Below are 18932 nucleotides of genomic sequence, written 5' to 3'. Positions count from 1 at the left end.
CCTCCAACGAATATTTCAGAAATAACAAAATTTGGTTTTAAGTATTTTATATCATTAATTATTCAAATCAAAGATGTTTTTAGAATATCATTTTGCTATATATGAAACTCAAAAAATTAAATTTCAACAATCAAAATACTGTTTTGAGAATTTATACGCCAGAAAAGATAGGATAAAATGAATATTCCCTCAAAAAATATCAAGAAGAAAAACAACAGAATAATTGTCAAAAATATAATTTCTGAAATCATGAAAACACGTGTAGTACTAATCGCCATTTTTTCTTTCCTGGTGATCACAGCGGCTTCTGCCGCCGATTATCATTTTTCCAGCGAAAGAGGAGACGATTCCAGAAGTGTCGCTCAGGCGCAAAATCCTGACACTCCCTGGAAGTCCATTGAAAAACTGAACGCGGTCTTTCCTTCCTTACAACCGGGGGATAAGGTGCTTTTACGCCGGGGCGAAACATTTTTCGGAACCATCGTTATGAGCAGTTCGGGGACATCAAGCAGCCCGATTACCATTGGTGCCTACGGAAGCGGTGCAAATCCCGTCATCACGGGCATGGTAACCCTAAGCAATTGGAAATCCCTCGGAAATGGGATTTACGAAGCGGGTCATGCACAGTTGAAAAACAAACCCACCACCCTGGTAGCTTTTAATGATCGCGACCGGGAAATGGGCCGATACCCCAATACAGACAGCGGTAACAAAGGGTATCTTACCTACGAACGTACATCCTGGAATTCCATCACGGACAACGAGTTGAGTTCCTGGCCCAACTGGACAGGTGCGGAAGTAGTCATTCGAAAAATCTACTGGATCCTGGATCGGCACAAAATAACCTCTCATTCAGGAAACACAATCAATTACGCTACCAATAATGAGACTACTTACCAGCCTAAGGCTGATTTTGGTTACTTTATCCAAAACCACATCCGTACCTTGGACCAACTGGGTGAATGGTATTACGATGTAAGTGCCGCAAAACTTAAGATGTTTTTTGGTAACGAGTCGCCTGCTTCCCATTCCGTGCAAATTGCCGCTCTCGACTTCCTGTTAACTCAGGTTAGGCGTGTAGATCATGTGGTAATCGAAAACCTCCATTTCCGGGGAGCCAATTCACATGCCATCGAGCTCAAAACAGGTAATAATGTGGCCATCAAAAATTCCAAAATCGAGATGGTCGGAGTAAACGGGATTTATGCGCATGGCAGCTATCGCCTGTTACTTGAGGGCAACGAGGTAGCCGACGTGCACAACTCTGCGATAGAGCTTAACTCCTGTGATGATGCCGTTATCCGGAACAATTACATCCGAAATATCCAGCTTTTTCCTGGCATGGGTAAATCGGGCGAAGGAAACGGGTTTGGCATTTTCTCTCCCAATGACAACAACCTGATTGAAGGGAACCGTATCATCAACTCGGGCTACATCGGCATCCGTTTTGGCGGAAACAATACAATGGTGAAAAATAACTTCATCAACCATTTCAATAAAACAAAAAATGACGGAGGGGGAATCTACGTATATACTGGCGATAACAACCAAACTTTTTACAATAGAAAGGTTATTGGAAACATTATCCTCAATGGGCAGGGCGTGGTCGAAGGAACGAATATTCGTTCTGCACTGGCAAAACCACAGTCGGAAGGGATCTACCTCGACGATAACACTACCGGAGTAGAGGTAGCTTACAATACCGTCGCCAATATTTCCAGCAAAGGCATCTACCTGCACAATGCCCGTAAGAACCACATTCACCACAATACAGTATACAATAGCACCTATCAGTTGTTTTTTAGAAACGACAACATGGGAGACGACATTCGGGAAAACGTGATCGAAAACAACATCTTTTTTACTCAAAACGGAGCACAGAACAATCTAAACGCAAGTTCGATTAAAAACGATATCGGTCAAATGGCTTCGTTCAACAACAACGTATACGCCAGCCCAATGACCGACAACTTCCGCATAATCACCAAACACAACATGGGTACCAGTAGCGAGGTGACGAAAGTATTGGATCTGGATGGCTGGAAAGCACTATACGGCAAAGACGGCGGATCCAAAATCCATCCGGTATCCATTCCCGCCTTCGAAGTAAACGGCACGGTCGGCAACAATAAATACGATAACGAAGGTTTTGATAGCCACGCAAATTACGTGACTGCAAAAAATGCAAGGACATCCTGGGTAAGTAACTCAAAATTAGATAAAGGAGCACTTCGGGTGACCGGCTCAGGCTCGTTTGAATTCAACCTCAGCGTGGGAAAAGTGGTTGAAGGAGCCAATTACCTGGTTCGATTCAGCGGTATCGCCAACAAATCCTTTGCCGGCAAGCTTTATTTTAGAGAGCGGTCTTCGCCCTGGAGAACCGTCAGTGCCGTGAATACCGTGGAATTTTCCACCGAAAGAACCGAATACGAAATCCTGCTCAATCCTGCCGTAAGTTCGGCGGAAACTGCACTTATGTTTAAGTTTGACAACGTAAGTTCTGCGGACTTTCAGCTGGATAATCTGAGTGTCTACGAAGCCGATTTGCAGCTAGCCGACCCGGAGGAAAAAATATTTTTTGCCTATAACGAGACGAATTCGGAAAAAACGGTGAGCCTTCCCGGTGAGTTTGTGGACATGGACAACAAGCCTTATTCTGGTAGCATCAAAATAGCGCCTTTCCGATCCGTGATTTTAATTAAAACCTCGTCAGAAAAAGTCAGTCAACCTGCCCCCATACAGGAGGCCCGGGTCATTATTCCCGAATACGGATCAGGCATGATCGAGGGAGACGATGTTCCCATCACCTTGCAAGTGGACGAAGGAAGGGAACTGGAAGTAGAAAAGGTCAATTACTACTACTGCGAAAAATTGATCGCCACAGAAACAGAGAGTCCGTTGGATTGCACCTGGGAAAACATTCCCTTCGGATCGCACTACCTTTATGCCGAGGCGGTGGATCTTTATGGAAGAACTGTTTTTTCAGATAGCGTAGCCATTCAAGTCAAAAAACAAAATATCCTCCCTGTCATCACCCTTACCGAGCCGCTTGCGGCAACGGAAATCGGTGTCGGAGAAAACCTGGTGGTGTCCGGTTCGGCAATCGATCTGGACGGAGAGGTAATGAAAGTTGATTTGATGGTCAATGGAAACTCCGTCGCCAGCACTACGACTTCCCCGTTTGAATTTACCTGGAATTCCACACAAGAAGGCACCTTTGCCCTTGCATTGCAAGCAAAAGACAACGAAACGGGTACTGCCCTTTCCGACGAAGTACAAATCGTCGTTCGCGCCAAGGATGCCCCTGTCGATGTGACTCCGGTCGACAACACAGGGTCAACCGAAACTACCGAAGAGGAGGTACCGGCCTATAGCTTGTTTGTAAACCTCGGAACACAAAAACAAATTGTTTATGGAGGCATCGATTTTGAAGGAGAGCAGGCAGTAACCAATCTGATAAGCGGCAAAACCTACACCTTCTCCAATACCAAATTTCAGGAACCGTTGTTCCAAACCGAGCGAAACGGATCAAATTTCACCCTGGCAATCCCGGTTCCAAACGGAACCTATACCGTCAAAACCTACCACAACGAGTTGTTCTTTGGACATTCCGGTCCATCTGCAACTGCTGGACGACGGGTTTTTGATATCCAATTGGAAGGCACTACCGTTAAGGATAACCTGGATTTGTTTAAAGCGAATAACAACCAGCCACTGGAGCTTACCTTTGAGTCCATCGAGGTAAGGGATGGAAAGTTGGATCTGGGATTGATTGCTTCCGTCAACCGTGGAACCATTAGCGGACTGGCTATTATCTCCGAAACCGGCACGGAAAGTATGGTTACTGAATTGGTGCCGGTAATGCGATTAAACGCCGGCTCCAGCAGAACAGTACAGTACGAGACACAGGAGTTTGTTTCAGATGTCAACCTGGGGTATTTCGGCAGTTCGTCTACCTATACCAACACTTCAGCCAGTACCCAGCCGTTATTCCAGACGGAGCGAAATGCACAAGTACTCAACTACAGCATTCCTCTTCCAAACGGAAGCTACACCATCAAAACCTACCACAACGAACTTTGGTTTGGTAAAGGCGGCCCTTCTGCCAAAGCAGGAAACAGAGTCTTTGACTTCTTTCTGGAAAACACCTTGGTAAAAGACGGTTTCGACATCTTTGTCGAAAACAACAATCAACCTACCGTCCTTACATTTGAAAACATAGAGGTAAAAGACGGAGTACTAAGTCTGAGCATGGTGGCAAGTGAAAACCGTGCCTCACTATCCGGCCTGGCCATATTTACCGAGACAACCGTAGTCGAGGCGGGAACAGACCATGTGTTCTTCATGAATACCGGAGGAGGGTCGGATGAGCAACTGAATGGTGACCTCTACATCGCCGAGGAAAATAACGAGGTATATTACAACTCGCCGTCCTACCGGTTTGAAAATAGCAGGGCCTCTCAGGAACCGCTTTTCCAAAGTGAACGAAATGGGGAAAAGTTGGCGTACGCCATCCCTGTGCCAAACGGGACCTACACAGTACTTACCCTGCACAACGAACTTTGGTTTGGACATGCTGGCCCATCCGCTGCTGCCGGTAGGAGGATCTTCGACCTGGCATTGGAAGGACAAGTAGTGAAAAAGGATTTTGATATCTTTGTGGAAGGTAACAATGCACCGACCCTGCTCTCCTTTGAAAACATAACCGTTACCGATGGGGTACTAAACCTGGACCTGAATGCAAAAGAAAACAGGGCAAGTATATCCGGTATCGCCATCATCGGAAACAACGCGAAGAATGCGATTGAGGGCGGAAACCTACGCGGATACCGTGAAATGTTTAGTAGGGGATATAAAGAGATGTTCGGCAGAGGATACAAGGAGATGGACGTTTACGCTCCGAATACCGAACAAAATAACGCGTCGATTTTCCCGAATCCAGCCAGAGACAAAGCTACCCTGGTGCTCGACCAGGAAATTGGCCAGGGAAGAGTGCTCATTCACAACATGAGCGGTCAGCTAGCTAGCCAGTACGAGTTGGATTGGATTCGGACATCCGGAAACCAGTTTACCATTCCATTGGACAACCTCGCACAGGGAATGTACCTGATCAGTGTCAGCAATGACCAAACGATCGTCAGCCAAAAACGACTGATAGTAAATCCTTAAGTCGAAAAAGCAATCCCCCTGGAAGATACATCCAGGGGGATTTTTTTTACCTCATCAAATGAATTGCTCCCGGCCAATATGCAACTGGAATGTAAGCTGCCGACGGTTGGTGACGCCTCATTTTTTCTTTACGGAGGGTGTACCTGGATAACCAAACAAATGTAGCTGTCAGAAGTGAACGGAGAGGCCGCTAAAAATACCGTTGCGAAGCTGCCTTATTCGGAAGCGTGTGTTGGTGTTAGCCAAAATGCACCAACAGGGTTAAAAAAGAATCACCGGAATTCATCCGGACGTCAAGCGAGCAAGGCTCTTAGAATACCGAGGTAATCCTCCGTGACGCGCTTTCTCGAAAACGCATCCAATTTACCCTCATCTTTAAAATGTTGTACCGAGGCCGTGTATGCTTCGTTGTTTTCGTACACCTGCTTCAATGCATCGGATATTTCTTTCACCGAGCGACTGTCAACCTTTACGCCCACCTTTCTGTACTCCTCAAAAAAACCGTCCACACCGGCGTTTTTAGCATAGATGATGGGAAGACCCGAATTAAGGGCTTCAATAAAAACCAGACCAAAGGTTTCCGGATTACTCGGGAGTACCAGGCCCAGGTATTTGGGGTACACGTGAACCAGCTGCTCATTGGGTACCGAACCGAGGAGGTTGAAACGAGAGGGGTACTTGCAGGAATCAATGTACTTTTGAATTACTTTTTTTGATTTTTCGGTACCCGGTCCAATAATATCCAACCCAACGGAAGGGATCGACGCATGGAGCGCGTCCATGGCCTTGATGACGCGTTTAATGTTTTTCCTTTTATAGGAATCCAGTTTAAAAACCGAAACGAACTTGTTGTTTTTGGTATGGCAGGTTGTGCTTACCTGCCTGCTTGGCTCAATAATATTTGGGATCAGTACTGCTTTTTCCTGAAAGGGTATAGCGGGAAAATAGTGCTCCAATTGATACCTTGTCCACGGAGTAAGGAATAGAATTTTAGATGCCCCGCACAAAATTTTCCCATACAATGGGCGTGCCCACCACTTGGCCCGAATCACTTTGAGGTCGGAGTCACCGCGAATGGTAATAAGATACGGAATACCCAATCTCTCTGCCAGCGAAAAAGCAATGATCCCCTCAAAGGTAAGTTTGTGGGCATGGATCATATCAAAATCCACCGAATTGTTACGGAGGGTTTTCAGGATTCGCCTGCCAGCGAAACGCATGCAGGGCGTGAGAAAAATACCAAAGGGCAACCCAAATACCCTCATGCCAAAACCATAATCCGTCTTGACCACCCGGTAATCGGAAAAAGGATTTGCCGAACGTTTCATAGAGAATACCAGATTATCAAACTCGTTTTGTGCATCTATGAGGTTCTTGACAGCTTTTGTCTTATCCTTGTGTAGAAAGCCCGGGTAATCAAAAGACAGGTGCAGTATCGACATGGGTTACAGCGTTGATTCGAAAAATGCCATTATATTGCTTTTCTAAATATTTCAGCCATCTCCTGACCAAACACTCCTGAATGATACCGGGTATGGTACAATTGTCGGGCATTTTTCTCCATAAGATCAAAACTACCCGAAAGGCCAAACATCCTATTCAAGGCAGTCTCCCAGCCTTTCACCGTGTTGTCTTTTACCCACAGTCCGATATTCTCCTTCTCTATATCAATATCGATGTAGGGGTGGTATGTCATTAAAACTGGCTTTCCCATGGCGATGCAGTCGTTTAATACAGTAAGTCCAAAGGTATTACCCCTGTTCTTGATATCATCCCGAATGGGAATGATCACAAAACTGGATGCCCGGTATTCCTCCATCAGAACAGGGTAAGGTACCCAGGAATTGTCCACAAAAACGTTCGAAGGCAATTCTTTAGAGGAAGAAACCCCCTTTTCCGTGCAAAAAATCCTCAATTGCTCCCCCACGTTAGAGAAAGCCGCAATCAACATATCGTAATCCCTATCTACTGTGCCGGCACAAACAGCAAATGGCCGATCGTTTGGAGACGTTTTGGTAGCTGACAGGCGCTGATAAAACTTCCTGTCCGGCCCCCAATGGACGTAATGAAAACGCTCTCTTGCAGAATCACTGGAAAAATCCAAATCGATTTGGGTTTTCTCTAGTAATTTTCTACTGAAAAACGCATAATGATCAAACTGCTGATACCCCTTTTTTAGAAGTCGGTTAAAAAACGTGTCTTTGTCATCGTAGTACTGGAAACCTTGATGTCCAAGTACTACAATAGGTATAGGAAGCAGTTTCATCCACTTAAATAGCGATAATAGCCGACTATTGGCAAGCGGGTAGGGCAGGTAGAGAAGGTCGTAGCGGTTGACCGACAAAAGCGTCCTAACCTGTTGGTCCAGGAAGGGAATACGAAGTAGGCTCCCCAGTCGATTTAACCAACGATATTTTTCGTGCTTTAGAATATCTACAACAAAATCCCCGGACTCTTCCAATTCAATTTTCCCCATAAGAAAATGGCTGGGATTTTCCCCCTTTGACCAATTGGCAAAAATCGTATCGAATGAGTAGGAATTGATGAGGAGTACTCTAATCTTTCGTTGCGTTACCATTTTCTACGTTTAAAAGACCAGCAATTCGTTCGCTTACATACCGTGCAGTAGCGCTTTCCGAGCATCGATTCTCCCACCACTCAATCATCTGTTTTTGGATACGCTGCATTTGCTCGGGATTCGCTAAGAGTTTCTTTACAATAGCGATTCCTTCGCCCCAATCGTCTATTTCCAGTATCGGAGATCCCCGGTAAAACTCGGTATTCGGCAACCGTTCGGAAAGTATCACACAGCCGGCACGCATTCCTTCAAAATGCCTGAAGCATTCTGTCATATCGTATCCTTTTGGACAAAGCACGATTTTACTTTCAGAAAGAATCTCTCCATATTTTTCCAACGTGTAACCCGATTTAAACGAACTATTAAACATGAGAATGGAATCCGGGAATTTGCTACTAAAATCAACTTTCGTTTTTAGTAACAAATTGCGGTACAATTCGCCCCTAAAAAATCGCTGTGCCGGGAACAGCCATTTCAAGCCCGATATATTTCGGAAAAAATCGATTCGGTTTTTATTTAAGTTTCCGCGGAAAAACACGTTGTATTTTCGATTCTCGATCGGCTTTATCGGTCGAAAGACCGGTACATCCTTCACATAGCCAATCTGTATGGGAAAGACGTTCCCCGTAGACCCATATCTATCTCCAATATACGCCTTAAAAATAGCAAAATAATGCTGTGAATAGGGTCTCGGATCCTTTCCCAATTCGTCCGAAAAATAAAGCAGAATTTTCTTTTTGCTGCTTTTCACCTGTATACTTTCCGGGAGAACCTTCTTTTTGTGGTTGGAGAAAATAAAAAACTCGAAGTCAAAAAAAGTCTCCTTCATCAAACGTTGGAGCTCCTCAAAAACCCGGGAAATAAATACCCCTTCGTTCAGATCCTCAAATCTATAATCTGAGTTTTTATCATAATGTACATTGGGGTATTCAAACAAATCTCCACCAACTATTTTTTTACTACTCACATCTACCCTTTTAATCTTTAAACACATCTTACGTCAAAACTTTTCTAGATGGTCTATCGCATTACTCGCAAAACGGTTAACTATTTTAAAAAGCTAAGACTGCGCCTGCTTAAAAATACGAACAATCACCAATAAAATACGTCTTTACGAACCACAAATCTCAATCACAACTGACTGATGTAGTCTTCAAGAAAATCTATTATTTGTTGCTTTTGCGAAACATACGGAGCCGGTTCGAAATCTTCGACCCTATTGAGCAAATCGATCAAACTATCCTCTTCACGCCAGGCAATCAAATACCCCAATCGCTCAAATTCGCGGAGAATCTCAAGCTGATGATCATCTACGTGCTCGCCGTATTTTGCCAGCCGGGGAATGGCAATCACTTTCTTGCCAAGCTTCACGGCTTTCAGGATCGATCCGGATCCCGCATGCGTGATAATAAGACGTGCCTTTTTATATAAGCCCAACAGATCATCGGCCGACATAAAGGGTTTCACTGTAAGATAATTCGAATCAACTTCTGTATGTCCAGACTGAACGATTATTTCTTCGTTCAATAATCCTTCCTTGCAGAGTCTGTCCAACTCAACAAGAGGCCTTTTAAACTGGATAGGAAATGTTCCCAATAACACTAAAATCATATTCGTAGGGTTGGATTTATACGCTATATTAATCAATAGATTCCTCCTAAATGTATTCCTTTTTTGTAAAACCGTTGAGGACCCGGCCATTGTAAAATAAACTTATCCGCAATGGGGTAAATAAGATCCGCAGAAAACGCCCTTGAATCGATCCTTGCGAAGGACAAAATCCAGATAATCTTTCTACCTAACAATTTCCCCAGGATACACATCGGAACTGCTGTATGGCTTCCAGTCGTAATGATCGCTTTTGGAAAATGACTAAATAAAATCTTAATCGTAAGAAAAAAATTAACCAATATATTGATAAAAAACCCCACACTTCGACTTTTTCCATTTGACCGGCCCCTTAGATACTTAATATTATATTGGTCTTGATAGGCCATGGTGGAAGGAGCCATCTCTGTAACCAAAAGATAGTCATAGTTGGTAAACCAATCCCGCAATTCAAGTATCTGCGCCAGGTGCCCCCCATCCGAACAAATCAAAATAATCTTTTTTTTCTTCATCTTCCTCATGATTTTATAAAACAGTTAGGAATTACTTATCTCTTTCTTTCCAAAATTGGGTAAAAACCGTTTTCAGTTGATTAGCAAAAATATCCGCATTGAACTTCTTGCGATAGACCGACAACGCATTTTCACTCATTTGTTTCATTTTTGTTTTGTCATTCATTAGCGTTTTCACCGCATTCACCCACCCATCAACATCCCCCATTTCTACAAAGATACCGAACCCTTCTTTCTCGGCATCGAGATTTAAGGTTATATTTTTGGTGATAATCGTAGGTTTTCCCAGCGCAACTACGTCTTGAATACTGGTCATCCCCTGACAACCTTCCTGAATGCGATCGTATTTTAGCGGAATTAGGATCGCTTCTGCATTTATATAATGTTCCATCAACTCTATATAGGGAATAAATTCAGAATGAATGGAGACATTCGCTGGAAGCTCGGCTATCTTCGGCATTGACCTTGGCGTACAAAAAATCTTTAATTTATAATCCAGGCGCCTAAATGCTTCAATCAACGTCTCGTAATCTCTCGCCGTATGTCCCGCACTAATCAAATAGGATTCTGTCGCTCCCGCAGAGAATTTCGAGTTTGCATAAAAATTAAGATCTGGCCCCCACTGAGCCGTATACAGTTTATTGGCAATCGCATCCGTATCGATCTTTAATTTTTCAATCGCCTGAGCCAGCAAGGCTTCACTTAAATAAATGCTGGCATCGTAGGTCATCAAAAGCTTTTTGGTAATCTTCCTAACCAGGTAAGAGCTGGAATTGGTTCCGATAAAGGGCTGGTGAATCGTAACGACCACCGGTTTGCGGTAAATTTTTAAAAACTTAAGAAATAATAACAACTTTGTGTTCTTCGTATTGTAGGGCGCATACAATACGTCATAGCTCCCCGGCGAAAACAATATCCGTATTTGTTGATCCAAGTGTGTGATCCCAACTTTCCCGCCGATTCGGTTCAACCATTTGTACTTTTCGTGGGGAAAAATAATCATCTTAAAATCGCTGATGCGCTCCAATTCAATCTTACCCCAAACATGGTGAGACCCGCTTTTTCCCTCGCTCCAAAGCTGGTAAGCGTTTTCCATCGAATAACTATTGATCAACAAGATCCTCATTTCAGTAACAGAAAATAACTGGAACAAACAAATGTATCCGGAACCTAACAAGAAGGAACCCTATGCCGCACTACCGGCTAGCGAACCAACACCCATGAACTTAATCCTAAATAACCCGTGAAAGCAGCGACTACTCAATGTATAAACGTTACAATGCCCCCGCTAACGGGTGTAGAGATGACGTGCATCCCGCGCGAGCCAAAGGAACAGGGCCCCTTGGCTCGGCGGAAAAACACCCGATCAAACGCGGCTATATGTATCAATTAAGGTTTTCGTCTGATGTATGTTCGCTCTTGACGAAGCACCGAACAATATGGATTCAACTCCGTCCAGGGAACAAACGTATTCCAGGGCTTCCGCCGGAGGCAGTGCTCCTGCAGCAAGTACTTGCATGGCGACCAACTTGCATCGTTTTTGGGCGATTACCTCTTCATACTTTTCTTTCCCACCAGACATTCGAAACCCGATTTTATTGATCGATGCGCAGACTGTAGGATTCTCAATACCTGCTTTCTCGAGCGTATCCAGTAACAACGGTAGATTCATCGTAATGAAGCCCGGTTCCGCTTGGTGCTTTTCTTTTACGTGCCGATAAAACGTGACCAAAAACTCGGTCATTCCCAGACCTAACAGCAAATCCGTGATGACATTCTGAACCCAAATCACGGGGGTTTTTATGCCCTTAAACATTTTCAATTCGGCATCAATCATCAACTCCGCCAGGGAAGAAAAATCCTTTTTCACAAAAGCCAGCCCCCCCTTTGCAAACGTATTGAAGATGTTCCCGGGAACAAACTGTTTGATGGTCCCCAAATAGCCCAACTCGGTCACCGCATTTGCATATTTATGCGCGTAGGGCATACAGGGAAAAATTTGAAAACCGTTGTATTTATCGTTTGTCCTGATGACCTCACAAATATTGGCAATACGGTCATGCGTCGTGCACATAAAGGTATTAATCCCTTCATCAATCGCGGTATCCAACACTTTCAGGATGGCCTCGTCTTTTTGAAATTTCATCGTCTGAGCCCTGGATTTTTCATCAGAACTGTGGTTTACACCAAAAAACTGATTATCTCCAAATAATACTCTATCCATTTTCTTATTGTTTAGCGTTTTCAAGTAATTTTGATATTGTCTGATCCGTCACTGTCGCGTTCTTGAAACTACTTTTATTCTGAACTCCCTTATTGAGAATACAGGAAATAAAGTGATCCAACTGCGAGCTATATTCCTCTCCCCTCAGGTAAAAGTCCACGGATTCAGTAAGGTCTGTTAAGTACTTTATCGTCCAGCCCTTTTCAAGTCCCTCTTGTAAATTTGCTTCTTTCAGAAAAATCTTTACTTCTGTAGCATCAGCGATTAATTTCCCCTTCTTTCCCATGACGGTGATTTGAGTCGTCATTTTTCTATGCGTCTCGTCGCTCCAGTTCACGGACAATTGGCCACTCAACCCATTTTCCAATTCCATACTGCTGTAAACAGCATCTTCCACGCCCCGGGAGAAAATACTTTTAAGCATCGTCCCCGAGACTGCCGTTGGCTTACCCAGAAGAAAATATACCAGATCGATGGTATGAGACGCATAGTCATAAAGACAGCCTCCTCCCTGATTCTTTTCAGACCTCCAGGTTCCCCCTTTTTCTCGCAATACTACAGGTCCGTAAGATTCCGCCAAAAAATGGTACATCTCTCCCAGTATCCCTTTTTCGAGCAACCTTCTTACTTCCTCGAATGTCCCTAAAAATCGATTGTGGTAGCCAACTTGATTTACCAATCCTCTTGCATCCGCTTTTTCTGACAGGCGAATCCCATCCTCCGCGTTGAGGACAAAAGGCTTTTCGCAGAACACGTGAATATTTCGCTCTAATCCATAGTCCACCATTTCAGCGTGAAACTTGGTCGGAGATGCAATGAGCAAGGCATCCAGGTTTGACTGATCGATCATCTTTTTATAATCCGTATAACACGGAAACGACGAATATTTCTTGAACCCGTCGATTACCAAACCAGAGGTGTCACATACACCTGCTACCTCTACTTCCGGATGCGCGCCTAAGATCGAACAATGTGATAAACCCATTTTCCCAAGGCCTATAATCCCTACTCTAATCATTTTTAATTCAGTTTAAAATATATGTTAATAGTGCAGTATAATATTTCAAAAACCAGAACATCACTTACAAATCTGCGAGCACCCGATCTACTTTGTCAATAAACCTTTCCCAATTATTCTCCTTAAAAAAAACGTCCCTTTCCGACCTCAGCTGATCGGCTGTTGTACCCGTGAAACGACTACATTCAACGATATCCCCAAAATTCTCGTAGGTTTTCACAAAACTCAGGTTGCTCAAATCTTTGAATGCCCCATGATTTGGACCCAGTATGGTGCTTCCCATGCGTATGGAATCAATCAACGAACCCGAACTTATAACCGTGTCGGAATTATAGGTAAACAAAATAAATTTTGCTTCCTGTGCAATCCGATAAATTTCCTCCAATTCCAGAATTTCATTAGTAAACATAATATCTTCGTTTACATAAGAGGTGATTTCCTTCAGATAGGTTTTATCAAAACATTTTCCAACAATTCTTACTTTAAAACGGTGTTCCTCGGATATCGTAGCGAGGAAATTTAAAAACTTATCAATCCCTTTGTACCTGTGAACGCTGCCCCAAATCAAAAAATCGATGGTTTTTTCCGCATCAATAATCGGAAACAGTTCGCTAATGGGATGCAGAATCACCACAACTTTGGCTGCTTGTTCGGGGTACGTTTCCTCAACAAAAGACTTACCTGATTCGGAGTGGGTGATAATCTTATCAGATCTTCGCATCATTAACCTAAAAACTTTATCCGCCTGTTGATTGTCTCGTTGATGGTGTGAACCTTTGTTATGCAGTACCCAAACAATTTTCTTTTTGAATATACGCACCAGCCAAAGGAAAAAGACAAACCCAGCTACTTGAAGGCGGCCAAACTTCTTTTCCGGCAGGTTTTCGATCCAATTAAAAAGAAAAACTTCCGAGTGGAAAAAGTAGACAAATAAATTCAAAGTACCTATATTTGGCGCATTTTTGTTTACAACCCGATGCTTTTTAGCAAGTTCCCGGTGGAAATCAAAGATATAGGGATTTGGAGATCCATAAAACCGATCGTGCTTGGGATATAAAAAAATATTTTTCATCTGTTTATAATTGTCTTTTTGTGGTCACATAATCTGTCCGGATCACTTAATAATCATCCCGCTGTGTGACGGTACCTCATGCCTGCCTGTCCGGTAGGCAGGCGCGATTTCATCACGTATTATCAGACCAAAACTGAATTCAAGGCCTGTCTAAAATCATCTCGAACCTTTTTGCCCTCGTGTCGCTCTTTTGCTATCGCTATTGCCGCTTTTCCAAACGCTTCTCTTTCGCCGGAATTTGCCAGCAGTCCCTCCACTGCTTCCACTAATACGTCTATCTTATTTTCGGTGACCACTTTAGCCCATTGGTACTTTTTCGCATAGTCTACGAGCGCCGTCTCCTCCGGTGCAAAAATCAGGATTGGTGTTCCGCTTACCATGTATTCCGATGCTTTCGTTGGCATGGAATACTTGATAAACTTGACTGCACTTTGAGAAAAATCATAGGGCAGGTACAATATATCCGCTTCCCCAAATTTTAGTGGAAGCTTTTCATAAGGCACCGGCTCCCGGTGTTTTACGCAGGAATACTTTTCCATCCAGGCCCTTTTTGTAGCTACTTGTATGACAAACTCTATTGAACTCCCCGATTTGGAATTAATTCGTGTCACCGCCTCCGCCATATTTTCTAACGACTCCTCGATTCCCAACCCGACACGTCCTGCATACAAAATCGTGGGGTTTTCGGCCTGCAATTCCCAGGTCGTTTTTTGGCCCGTTTTCCAAAAATCAATATCAATCGGATTGTGGAAAGGTTTGAAGTCCATGCCATATCTCCTTCGGTATTCATCATCCATCAACTCACTGATCCCCAAATGAAGATCGGATATCTTTAGCAGGTGCCGAAATTCTTTATCAACGACTTTTTCCCAGGATTTACCGAATACGCTCTCATCGCGCGCATAACTGGGCCAATCGTCCATCATATGAAAAACCATTGGCTTTTTCGAATACTCCTTTACCCGCGAACAAAATCGAACCCTGTTTCTCCCATGTGCCTGGGCGTAGATAATATCCGGATTAAAATCATCAAGCCAGCGTGTAAATTCATCGGACATCTTCAACTCGTACAGCAATTCCATCACCCCCAACCACTTTAGTGCCGGCTCAACGTAGTCAATTGAAATCCGAGAACGTAACCGGGATTTTTTCGGAACAATTTCCTTTACCTGTCGGTTTTTGAAGTCCAGTAGTCCCGATGGATACCTCCGTTTTATCTTATTAAAGGGAAACTTCCAGATCGTTTCTTTCTCTCCTAACTGATAGTACGTATCACAGATAGCAGTGTTAATATGGGTACTAACCAATGCCGGTAAACTCGCTACCGCTAGTTTATCTTTTGGCCAGCCGTAAAATAGATTGGTCAGCGTAATACCTCCTCCGGTATTGTTGTTAAACGGTTGGATTAATATAAGAACCTTGGGATGCTTCATGTTACCAACTAAAAATAACCTATTGTTTAAATGCCTCTTTGATCGTTTCGTCCGATAAATACCGAATATCCCTCGAATACCCGATTCCAACAGCTATCCAAAAAATCATGTAGTTTACCGAAAATATAAACACATTCATTGGATACAAACTTAAAATCCATAAAATTATCCAAATACCGGCTGCTTTGGACAAAAGGTTTTTCGAATAAAAAAACGCTTTAAAAGCAGCAGGAATTGAAATTACTAAAATCAGCACAAGTAAAATAGAGCCCCCTTTTAAAATCATGTTTAGGTAATCTGTCTCTATCATCCTCCGATACCCTGTCGTATCATTCACGTCAATATTCGGACACCAATAGGTCCCGTTAATTCCCCGGCCAATAATCCAATCCTGCAATTCGAAATCGCGATAAAACGCAAGTTCTACGTATTCACGAGTGTTTTCGGTACTCCGCTCCTCAATTTTCTCGAAAAAAGTAAACCGAAGTTTTTGATAGATCTGTCCGGCAAAAGCAGAAGCGACCAGTAAAAGTACACCGAAAAGCATGGCCATCAAAACTTTTCGATTTGAATAAAGGTAGAGTATGACGAGAAAAATCAATAGGTAAACAACGCCTACAACCATAATGGATCGCCTTGCTCGATAGGCAGCCACGCCTACCATAAAAAGTACACCCAGTAATACCGTTAAATTTTTTGTTTTACTATGATATATATACGTGAAGAGAAGAAATCCCAATGGGATACCAAAATTTCGGGTAAATCCTTCGAAAATAAATTTCTCGTTGACGTTCGTCTCATAGTGCGTGGTAACCTCTTCGAAAAAGAGTAAGTTGTATACGATATACGCAATAGCCAGTACAAAAATGACCGAAAAAAGCTTCTTGTAAAAAAATAGATTTCTGGGAAAGAAAAGAAGAAGCGGAAATAAATACTTAAAGACACCCCCAAAAATAACAGATTTGGTACTCTGATACGTATACTCGAACCCATAAAAGGTAATAAAAATCACCCATATAAAGTAAATAACCAATAGTATGCTGATCACTTTATTGGGCGAGCGGAATTGCACGATATGATACGTAGAATAAAAAATTCCAAGCAGCGCGATCATCTGAAAAAATTGCTCAATCTTATACAAACTTTCGATAAAGGTATTTCCTAGCCCCCCACTTATGCTGTATAGCAGCACAGATGCCCAAAACACCTTATAGTTAAAATTAAGTTCGTTTACGTACTTTTGATAGTTGATTGAGTATTCAATGGTATTCATGCTTCTTGAATTTGCTTTATAAATCCCTCAACATCGAAAAACATTTCCTCTACCTTCTGTAGGGAAGCATCATCGCCTTCCCACCATTTTGACTTTAATAAACCATCGATGATTTCATTGCTAAACCGGTATTTGATTATGCGTATCGGACAACCTACTGCAACCGCATAGGGGGGGATGTCTTTACTAACCACCGCACCCGCACCGATCACGGCCCCATCACCGATGGTAACCCCGTCCAAAATGATCACATTGGCCCCGATAAAGACGTCATTCCCAATCTTGATGGGTATTAGCTCTTGAACTTTGGTTTCTTTACAAAAGGTAAATCCAGCCTGCGCATTTGCTGAGTAAAATGCAGGAGAAGTAGAGATGCCATTGATGGGATGCATCCCCCAACCACATACCAAATTAGGGCCAATTGAGCAAAACTTCCCGATCGTTGTGTTGTATATCCGCGCATTGAGTGAAATGTACGTTCCCTTATCTACTTCTGTGTTACTCAGCACGTAGTACTTAAACACTCTTGCCTGTGGATGAACTTTACTGTTGATCAGATTTCCTCCAAGGATTTCCCAGTAAACACTCTCCTTTTTTGCCGATACCTTGAGCAATATAAACGTATTTATGAAAAAATTCCGTATGTAATTGAAAACCCTCATTGATTCCAAATATTTTTCGCTGATTTATTCAATATCTTTCGGGTTTGAATAAAGAACACCAAACCCTGTACCCCAAAAATGATGGTACTGGTAAGCGTGATTCCGACCAAACCAAACACCCCCCCTAAATAAATGGCCATCGGTATATTCAGCACCGCTGCAATAGAAACCATGTACAGCTGCAGCTTGATTTTACCGATCCCGTTTAAGAAAAAAACATGAATCGTCTGCCAGATTGAAACCACCACATACACGCACATTGCCACCGAAAGGCTAAAAGGTACCTGCACTTTGTCCCCTACCCAAATATCGTATAAAAACGGTGATGCAAACAAAATGGCGACCGCTGCAAGAATGGACAACAGCCATATTTTTCTCATTTTAGCCAGGGTATTTTTTATCCAGGTGTATTCCTCACGTACATATGCATCCGTAAATGCACTCCAAAGTGGGGTTGCGACAATCCCAAAACCCATCGTCACAATATTAAATAATTTGAAGGCTATATTGAATGGCGTGACTTCCGTCGGGCCAAACAGCTGCGTAATAATGATATTATTCGTGCTGAACAACACGAGTGCGCCAATCTGAATGATAAAAAACTTCCCCCCTAATGTCATTAAATCCCGTGCCAGGCTAAAGTCTACTTGCTTTAACGAGGGTGCGTATCGCTTGTATTCGTGATTGTAAAACCAAACACTTGAAAAAATCAAAACCAATACGGGAGTAAAACTCAGTGCCGTTCCCAAATAAATCAAGTTCCCCTCTGTCGTTAACGTCAGGATATAAATCACAATCAGCGAAAAAAGACTCCCCAGAAAGTTAAAAAAGGAAGCTTTCGCAGGTTCCTGATTCGCAGTAAGTACGGTTGTAATTAACTTTAAAACAAATTGAAGGCAAAAGAACGTGAAAACGATCAAGGCCAAAATCCGTAATTCTCCAGCCATTTCAACCGGGGAATTCAGAATATTTGACCAATTCAAAAAAGGTGTAATACCGGCAAATACCAGTAACACGACACCAATAATCAAGCTTAAAACTACATAGGTGGTACTGATGTATTTTTTCGCCAAATCGTATTCACCCCTGGCAATACTTTCGGCGAATTTGTTTCGCAACCCATGCCCAAAACCGATGTCAAAGAAACTAAACCAACCAACGATAGAACTCAACGTCAACCAAATACCGTAGCTTGTCGCGTTAACGTAATTGATAGTCAAAGGAACCAGTACCAAGCTAATCGCGATACTTCCGCCCTTTATCACCAGGGAGGCAAGGATGTTCTTTTTGGCTTTTACACTTCTTTTGTGCCCTTTATTGATCGCCTTACTTAAAACGAAATAAAGAGAGGAAACTTGACTTCTCATACAGAAAAACATTCAC

At 42.9% G+C, this 18932-nt stretch carries 14 protein-coding genes; 1 reads left to right on the top strand and 13 read right to left on the bottom strand.

From position 1 onward, the window contains the following. The first annotated feature begins 249 nt into the window (after positions 1–249). Positions 250–5169, top strand: a complete 4920-nt coding sequence (locus tag BMW71_RS19690) for a malectin domain-containing carbohydrate-binding protein (RefSeq protein WP_177179713.1) — start codon at positions 250–252, stop codon at positions 5167–5169. Positions 5170–5462: 293 nt separating this feature from the next. Here the strand turns inward: BMW71_RS19690 and BMW71_RS19685 are convergent, their stop codons facing one another. The 13 genes from BMW71_RS19685 to BMW71_RS19625 all read right to left on the bottom strand — a co-directional run bounded on the left by BMW71_RS19685 (position 5463) and on the right by BMW71_RS19625 (position 18916). Beyond that, positions 5463–6611 carry a glycosyltransferase gene (locus tag BMW71_RS19685; RefSeq protein WP_092177899.1) on the bottom strand — a complete coding sequence of 383 codons (1149 nt, stop codon included), beginning with the start codon at positions 6609–6611 and terminating at the stop codon, positions 5463–5465. A gap of 29 nt (positions 6612–6640) precedes the next feature. Next, positions 6641–7747 (bottom strand): glycosyltransferase, encoded by a 1107-nt coding sequence (locus BMW71_RS19680; protein WP_143057705.1) that lies wholly within the window; start codon positions 7745–7747, stop codon positions 6641–6643. Continuing rightward, positions 7725–8714 (bottom strand): glycosyltransferase family 47 protein, encoded by a 990-nt coding sequence (locus BMW71_RS19675; RefSeq protein ID WP_244891236.1) that lies wholly within the window; start codon positions 8712–8714, stop codon positions 7725–7727. The genes BMW71_RS19680 and BMW71_RS19675 overlap by 23 nt, the downstream gene beginning before the upstream one ends. A 164-nt stretch (positions 8715–8878) precedes the next feature. Further along, the gene (gene pssE / locus BMW71_RS19670; RefSeq protein ID WP_161993964.1) at positions 8879–9358 is read right to left on the bottom strand and encodes a PssE/Cps14G family polysaccharide biosynthesis glycosyltransferase; all 480 of its coding nucleotides are present in this window, start codon (positions 9356–9358) and stop codon (positions 8879–8881) included. Between the two features lie 32 nt (positions 9359–9390). Then, on the bottom strand, positions 9391–9867 hold the full coding sequence (gene pssD / locus BMW71_RS19665) for a PssD/Cps14F family polysaccharide biosynthesis glycosyltransferase (protein ID WP_161993965.1): 477 nt from the start codon (positions 9865–9867) through the stop codon (positions 9391–9393). Between the two features lie 31 nt (positions 9868–9898). Next, positions 9899–11020 (bottom strand): glycosyltransferase, encoded by a 1122-nt coding sequence (locus BMW71_RS19660; RefSeq protein ID WP_244891235.1) that lies wholly within the window; start codon positions 11018–11020, stop codon positions 9899–9901. A 213-nt stretch (positions 11021–11233) separates the two neighbouring features. Further along, positions 11234–12091: a hypothetical protein gene (locus BMW71_RS19655; RefSeq protein WP_092177891.1), complete on the bottom strand. Its 858-nt coding sequence runs from the start codon at positions 12089–12091 to the stop codon at positions 11234–11236. A 4-nt stretch (positions 12092–12095) separates the two neighbouring features. Continuing rightward, positions 12096–13109, bottom strand: coding sequence for a Gfo/Idh/MocA family protein (locus BMW71_RS19650; RefSeq protein WP_092177889.1), 1014 nt, complete (start codon positions 13107–13109; stop codon positions 12096–12098). A gap of 64 nt (positions 13110–13173) precedes the next feature. Then, positions 13174–13833, bottom strand: a complete 660-nt coding sequence (locus BMW71_RS19645; protein WP_143057704.1) for a glycosyltransferase family protein — start codon at positions 13831–13833, stop codon at positions 13174–13176. 470 nt (positions 13834–14303) lie between these two features. Beyond that, positions 14304–15614 (bottom strand): glycosyltransferase family protein, encoded by a 1311-nt coding sequence (locus BMW71_RS19640; protein ID WP_092177885.1) that lies wholly within the window; start codon positions 15612–15614, stop codon positions 14304–14306. 19 nt (positions 15615–15633) lie between these two features. Beyond that, entirely contained in the window at positions 15634–16353 is a 720-nt protein-coding gene (locus BMW71_RS23595; RefSeq protein WP_143057703.1) for a hypothetical protein, read from the bottom strand. Positions 16354–16883: 530 nt separating this feature from the next. Continuing rightward, on the bottom strand, positions 16884–17501 hold the full coding sequence (locus BMW71_RS19630) for a CatB-related O-acetyltransferase (RefSeq protein ID WP_244891234.1): 618 nt from the start codon (positions 17499–17501) through the stop codon (positions 16884–16886). Positions 17502–17545: 44 nt separating this feature from the next. After that, positions 17546–18916: a lipopolysaccharide biosynthesis protein gene (locus BMW71_RS19625; protein ID WP_092177879.1), complete on the bottom strand. Its 1371-nt coding sequence runs from the start codon at positions 18914–18916 to the stop codon at positions 17546–17548. Positions 18917–18932 lie beyond the last annotated feature (16 nt).

It is taken from the genome of Cyclobacterium xiamenense (assembly GCF_900109255.1).
In the GTDB taxonomy this organism is placed as follows: domain Bacteria; phylum Bacteroidota; class Bacteroidia; order Cytophagales; family Cyclobacteriaceae; genus Cyclobacterium; species Cyclobacterium xiamenense.
This window is presented reverse-complemented; position numbering and strand designations above follow the sequence as displayed.

What these genes read in the sequence shown, in the direction of transcription:
- BMW71_RS19650 (WP_092177889.1), bottom strand. Translation starts at nt 13,109, where the DNA reads ATGATTAGAGTAGGGATTATAGGCCTTGGGAAAATGGGTTTATCACAT.
- BMW71_RS19685 (WP_092177899.1), bottom strand. Translation starts at nt 6,611, where the DNA reads ATGTCGATACTGCACCTGTCTTTTGATTACCCGGGCTTTCTACACAAG.
- BMW71_RS19645 (WP_143057704.1), bottom strand. Translation starts at nt 13,833, where the DNA reads ATGATGCGAAGATCTGATAAGATTATCACCCACTCCGAATCAGGTAAG.
- pssD (WP_161993965.1), bottom strand. Translation starts at nt 9,867, where the DNA reads ATGAAGAAAAAAAAGATTATTTTGATTTGTTCGGATGGGGGGCACCTG.
- BMW71_RS19625 (WP_092177879.1), bottom strand. Translation starts at nt 18,916, where the DNA reads ATGAGAAGTCAAGTTTCCTCTCTTTATTTCGTTTTAAGTAAGGCGATC.
- BMW71_RS19690 (WP_177179713.1), top strand. Translation starts at nt 250, where the DNA reads ATGAAAACACGTGTAGTACTAATCGCCATTTTTTCTTTCCTGGTGATC.
- BMW71_RS19640 (WP_092177885.1), bottom strand. Translation starts at nt 15,614, where the DNA reads ATGAAGCATCCCAAGGTTCTTATATTAATCCAACCGTTTAACAACAAT.
- pssE (WP_161993964.1), bottom strand. Translation starts at nt 9,358, where the DNA reads ATGATTTTAGTGTTATTGGGAACATTTCCTATCCAGTTTAAAAGGCCT.
- BMW71_RS19655 (WP_092177891.1), bottom strand. Translation starts at nt 12,091, where the DNA reads ATGGATAGAGTATTATTTGGAGATAATCAGTTTTTTGGTGTAAACCAC.
- BMW71_RS19680 (WP_143057705.1), bottom strand. Translation starts at nt 7,747, where the DNA reads ATGGTAACGCAACGAAAGATTAGAGTACTCCTCATCAATTCCTACTCA.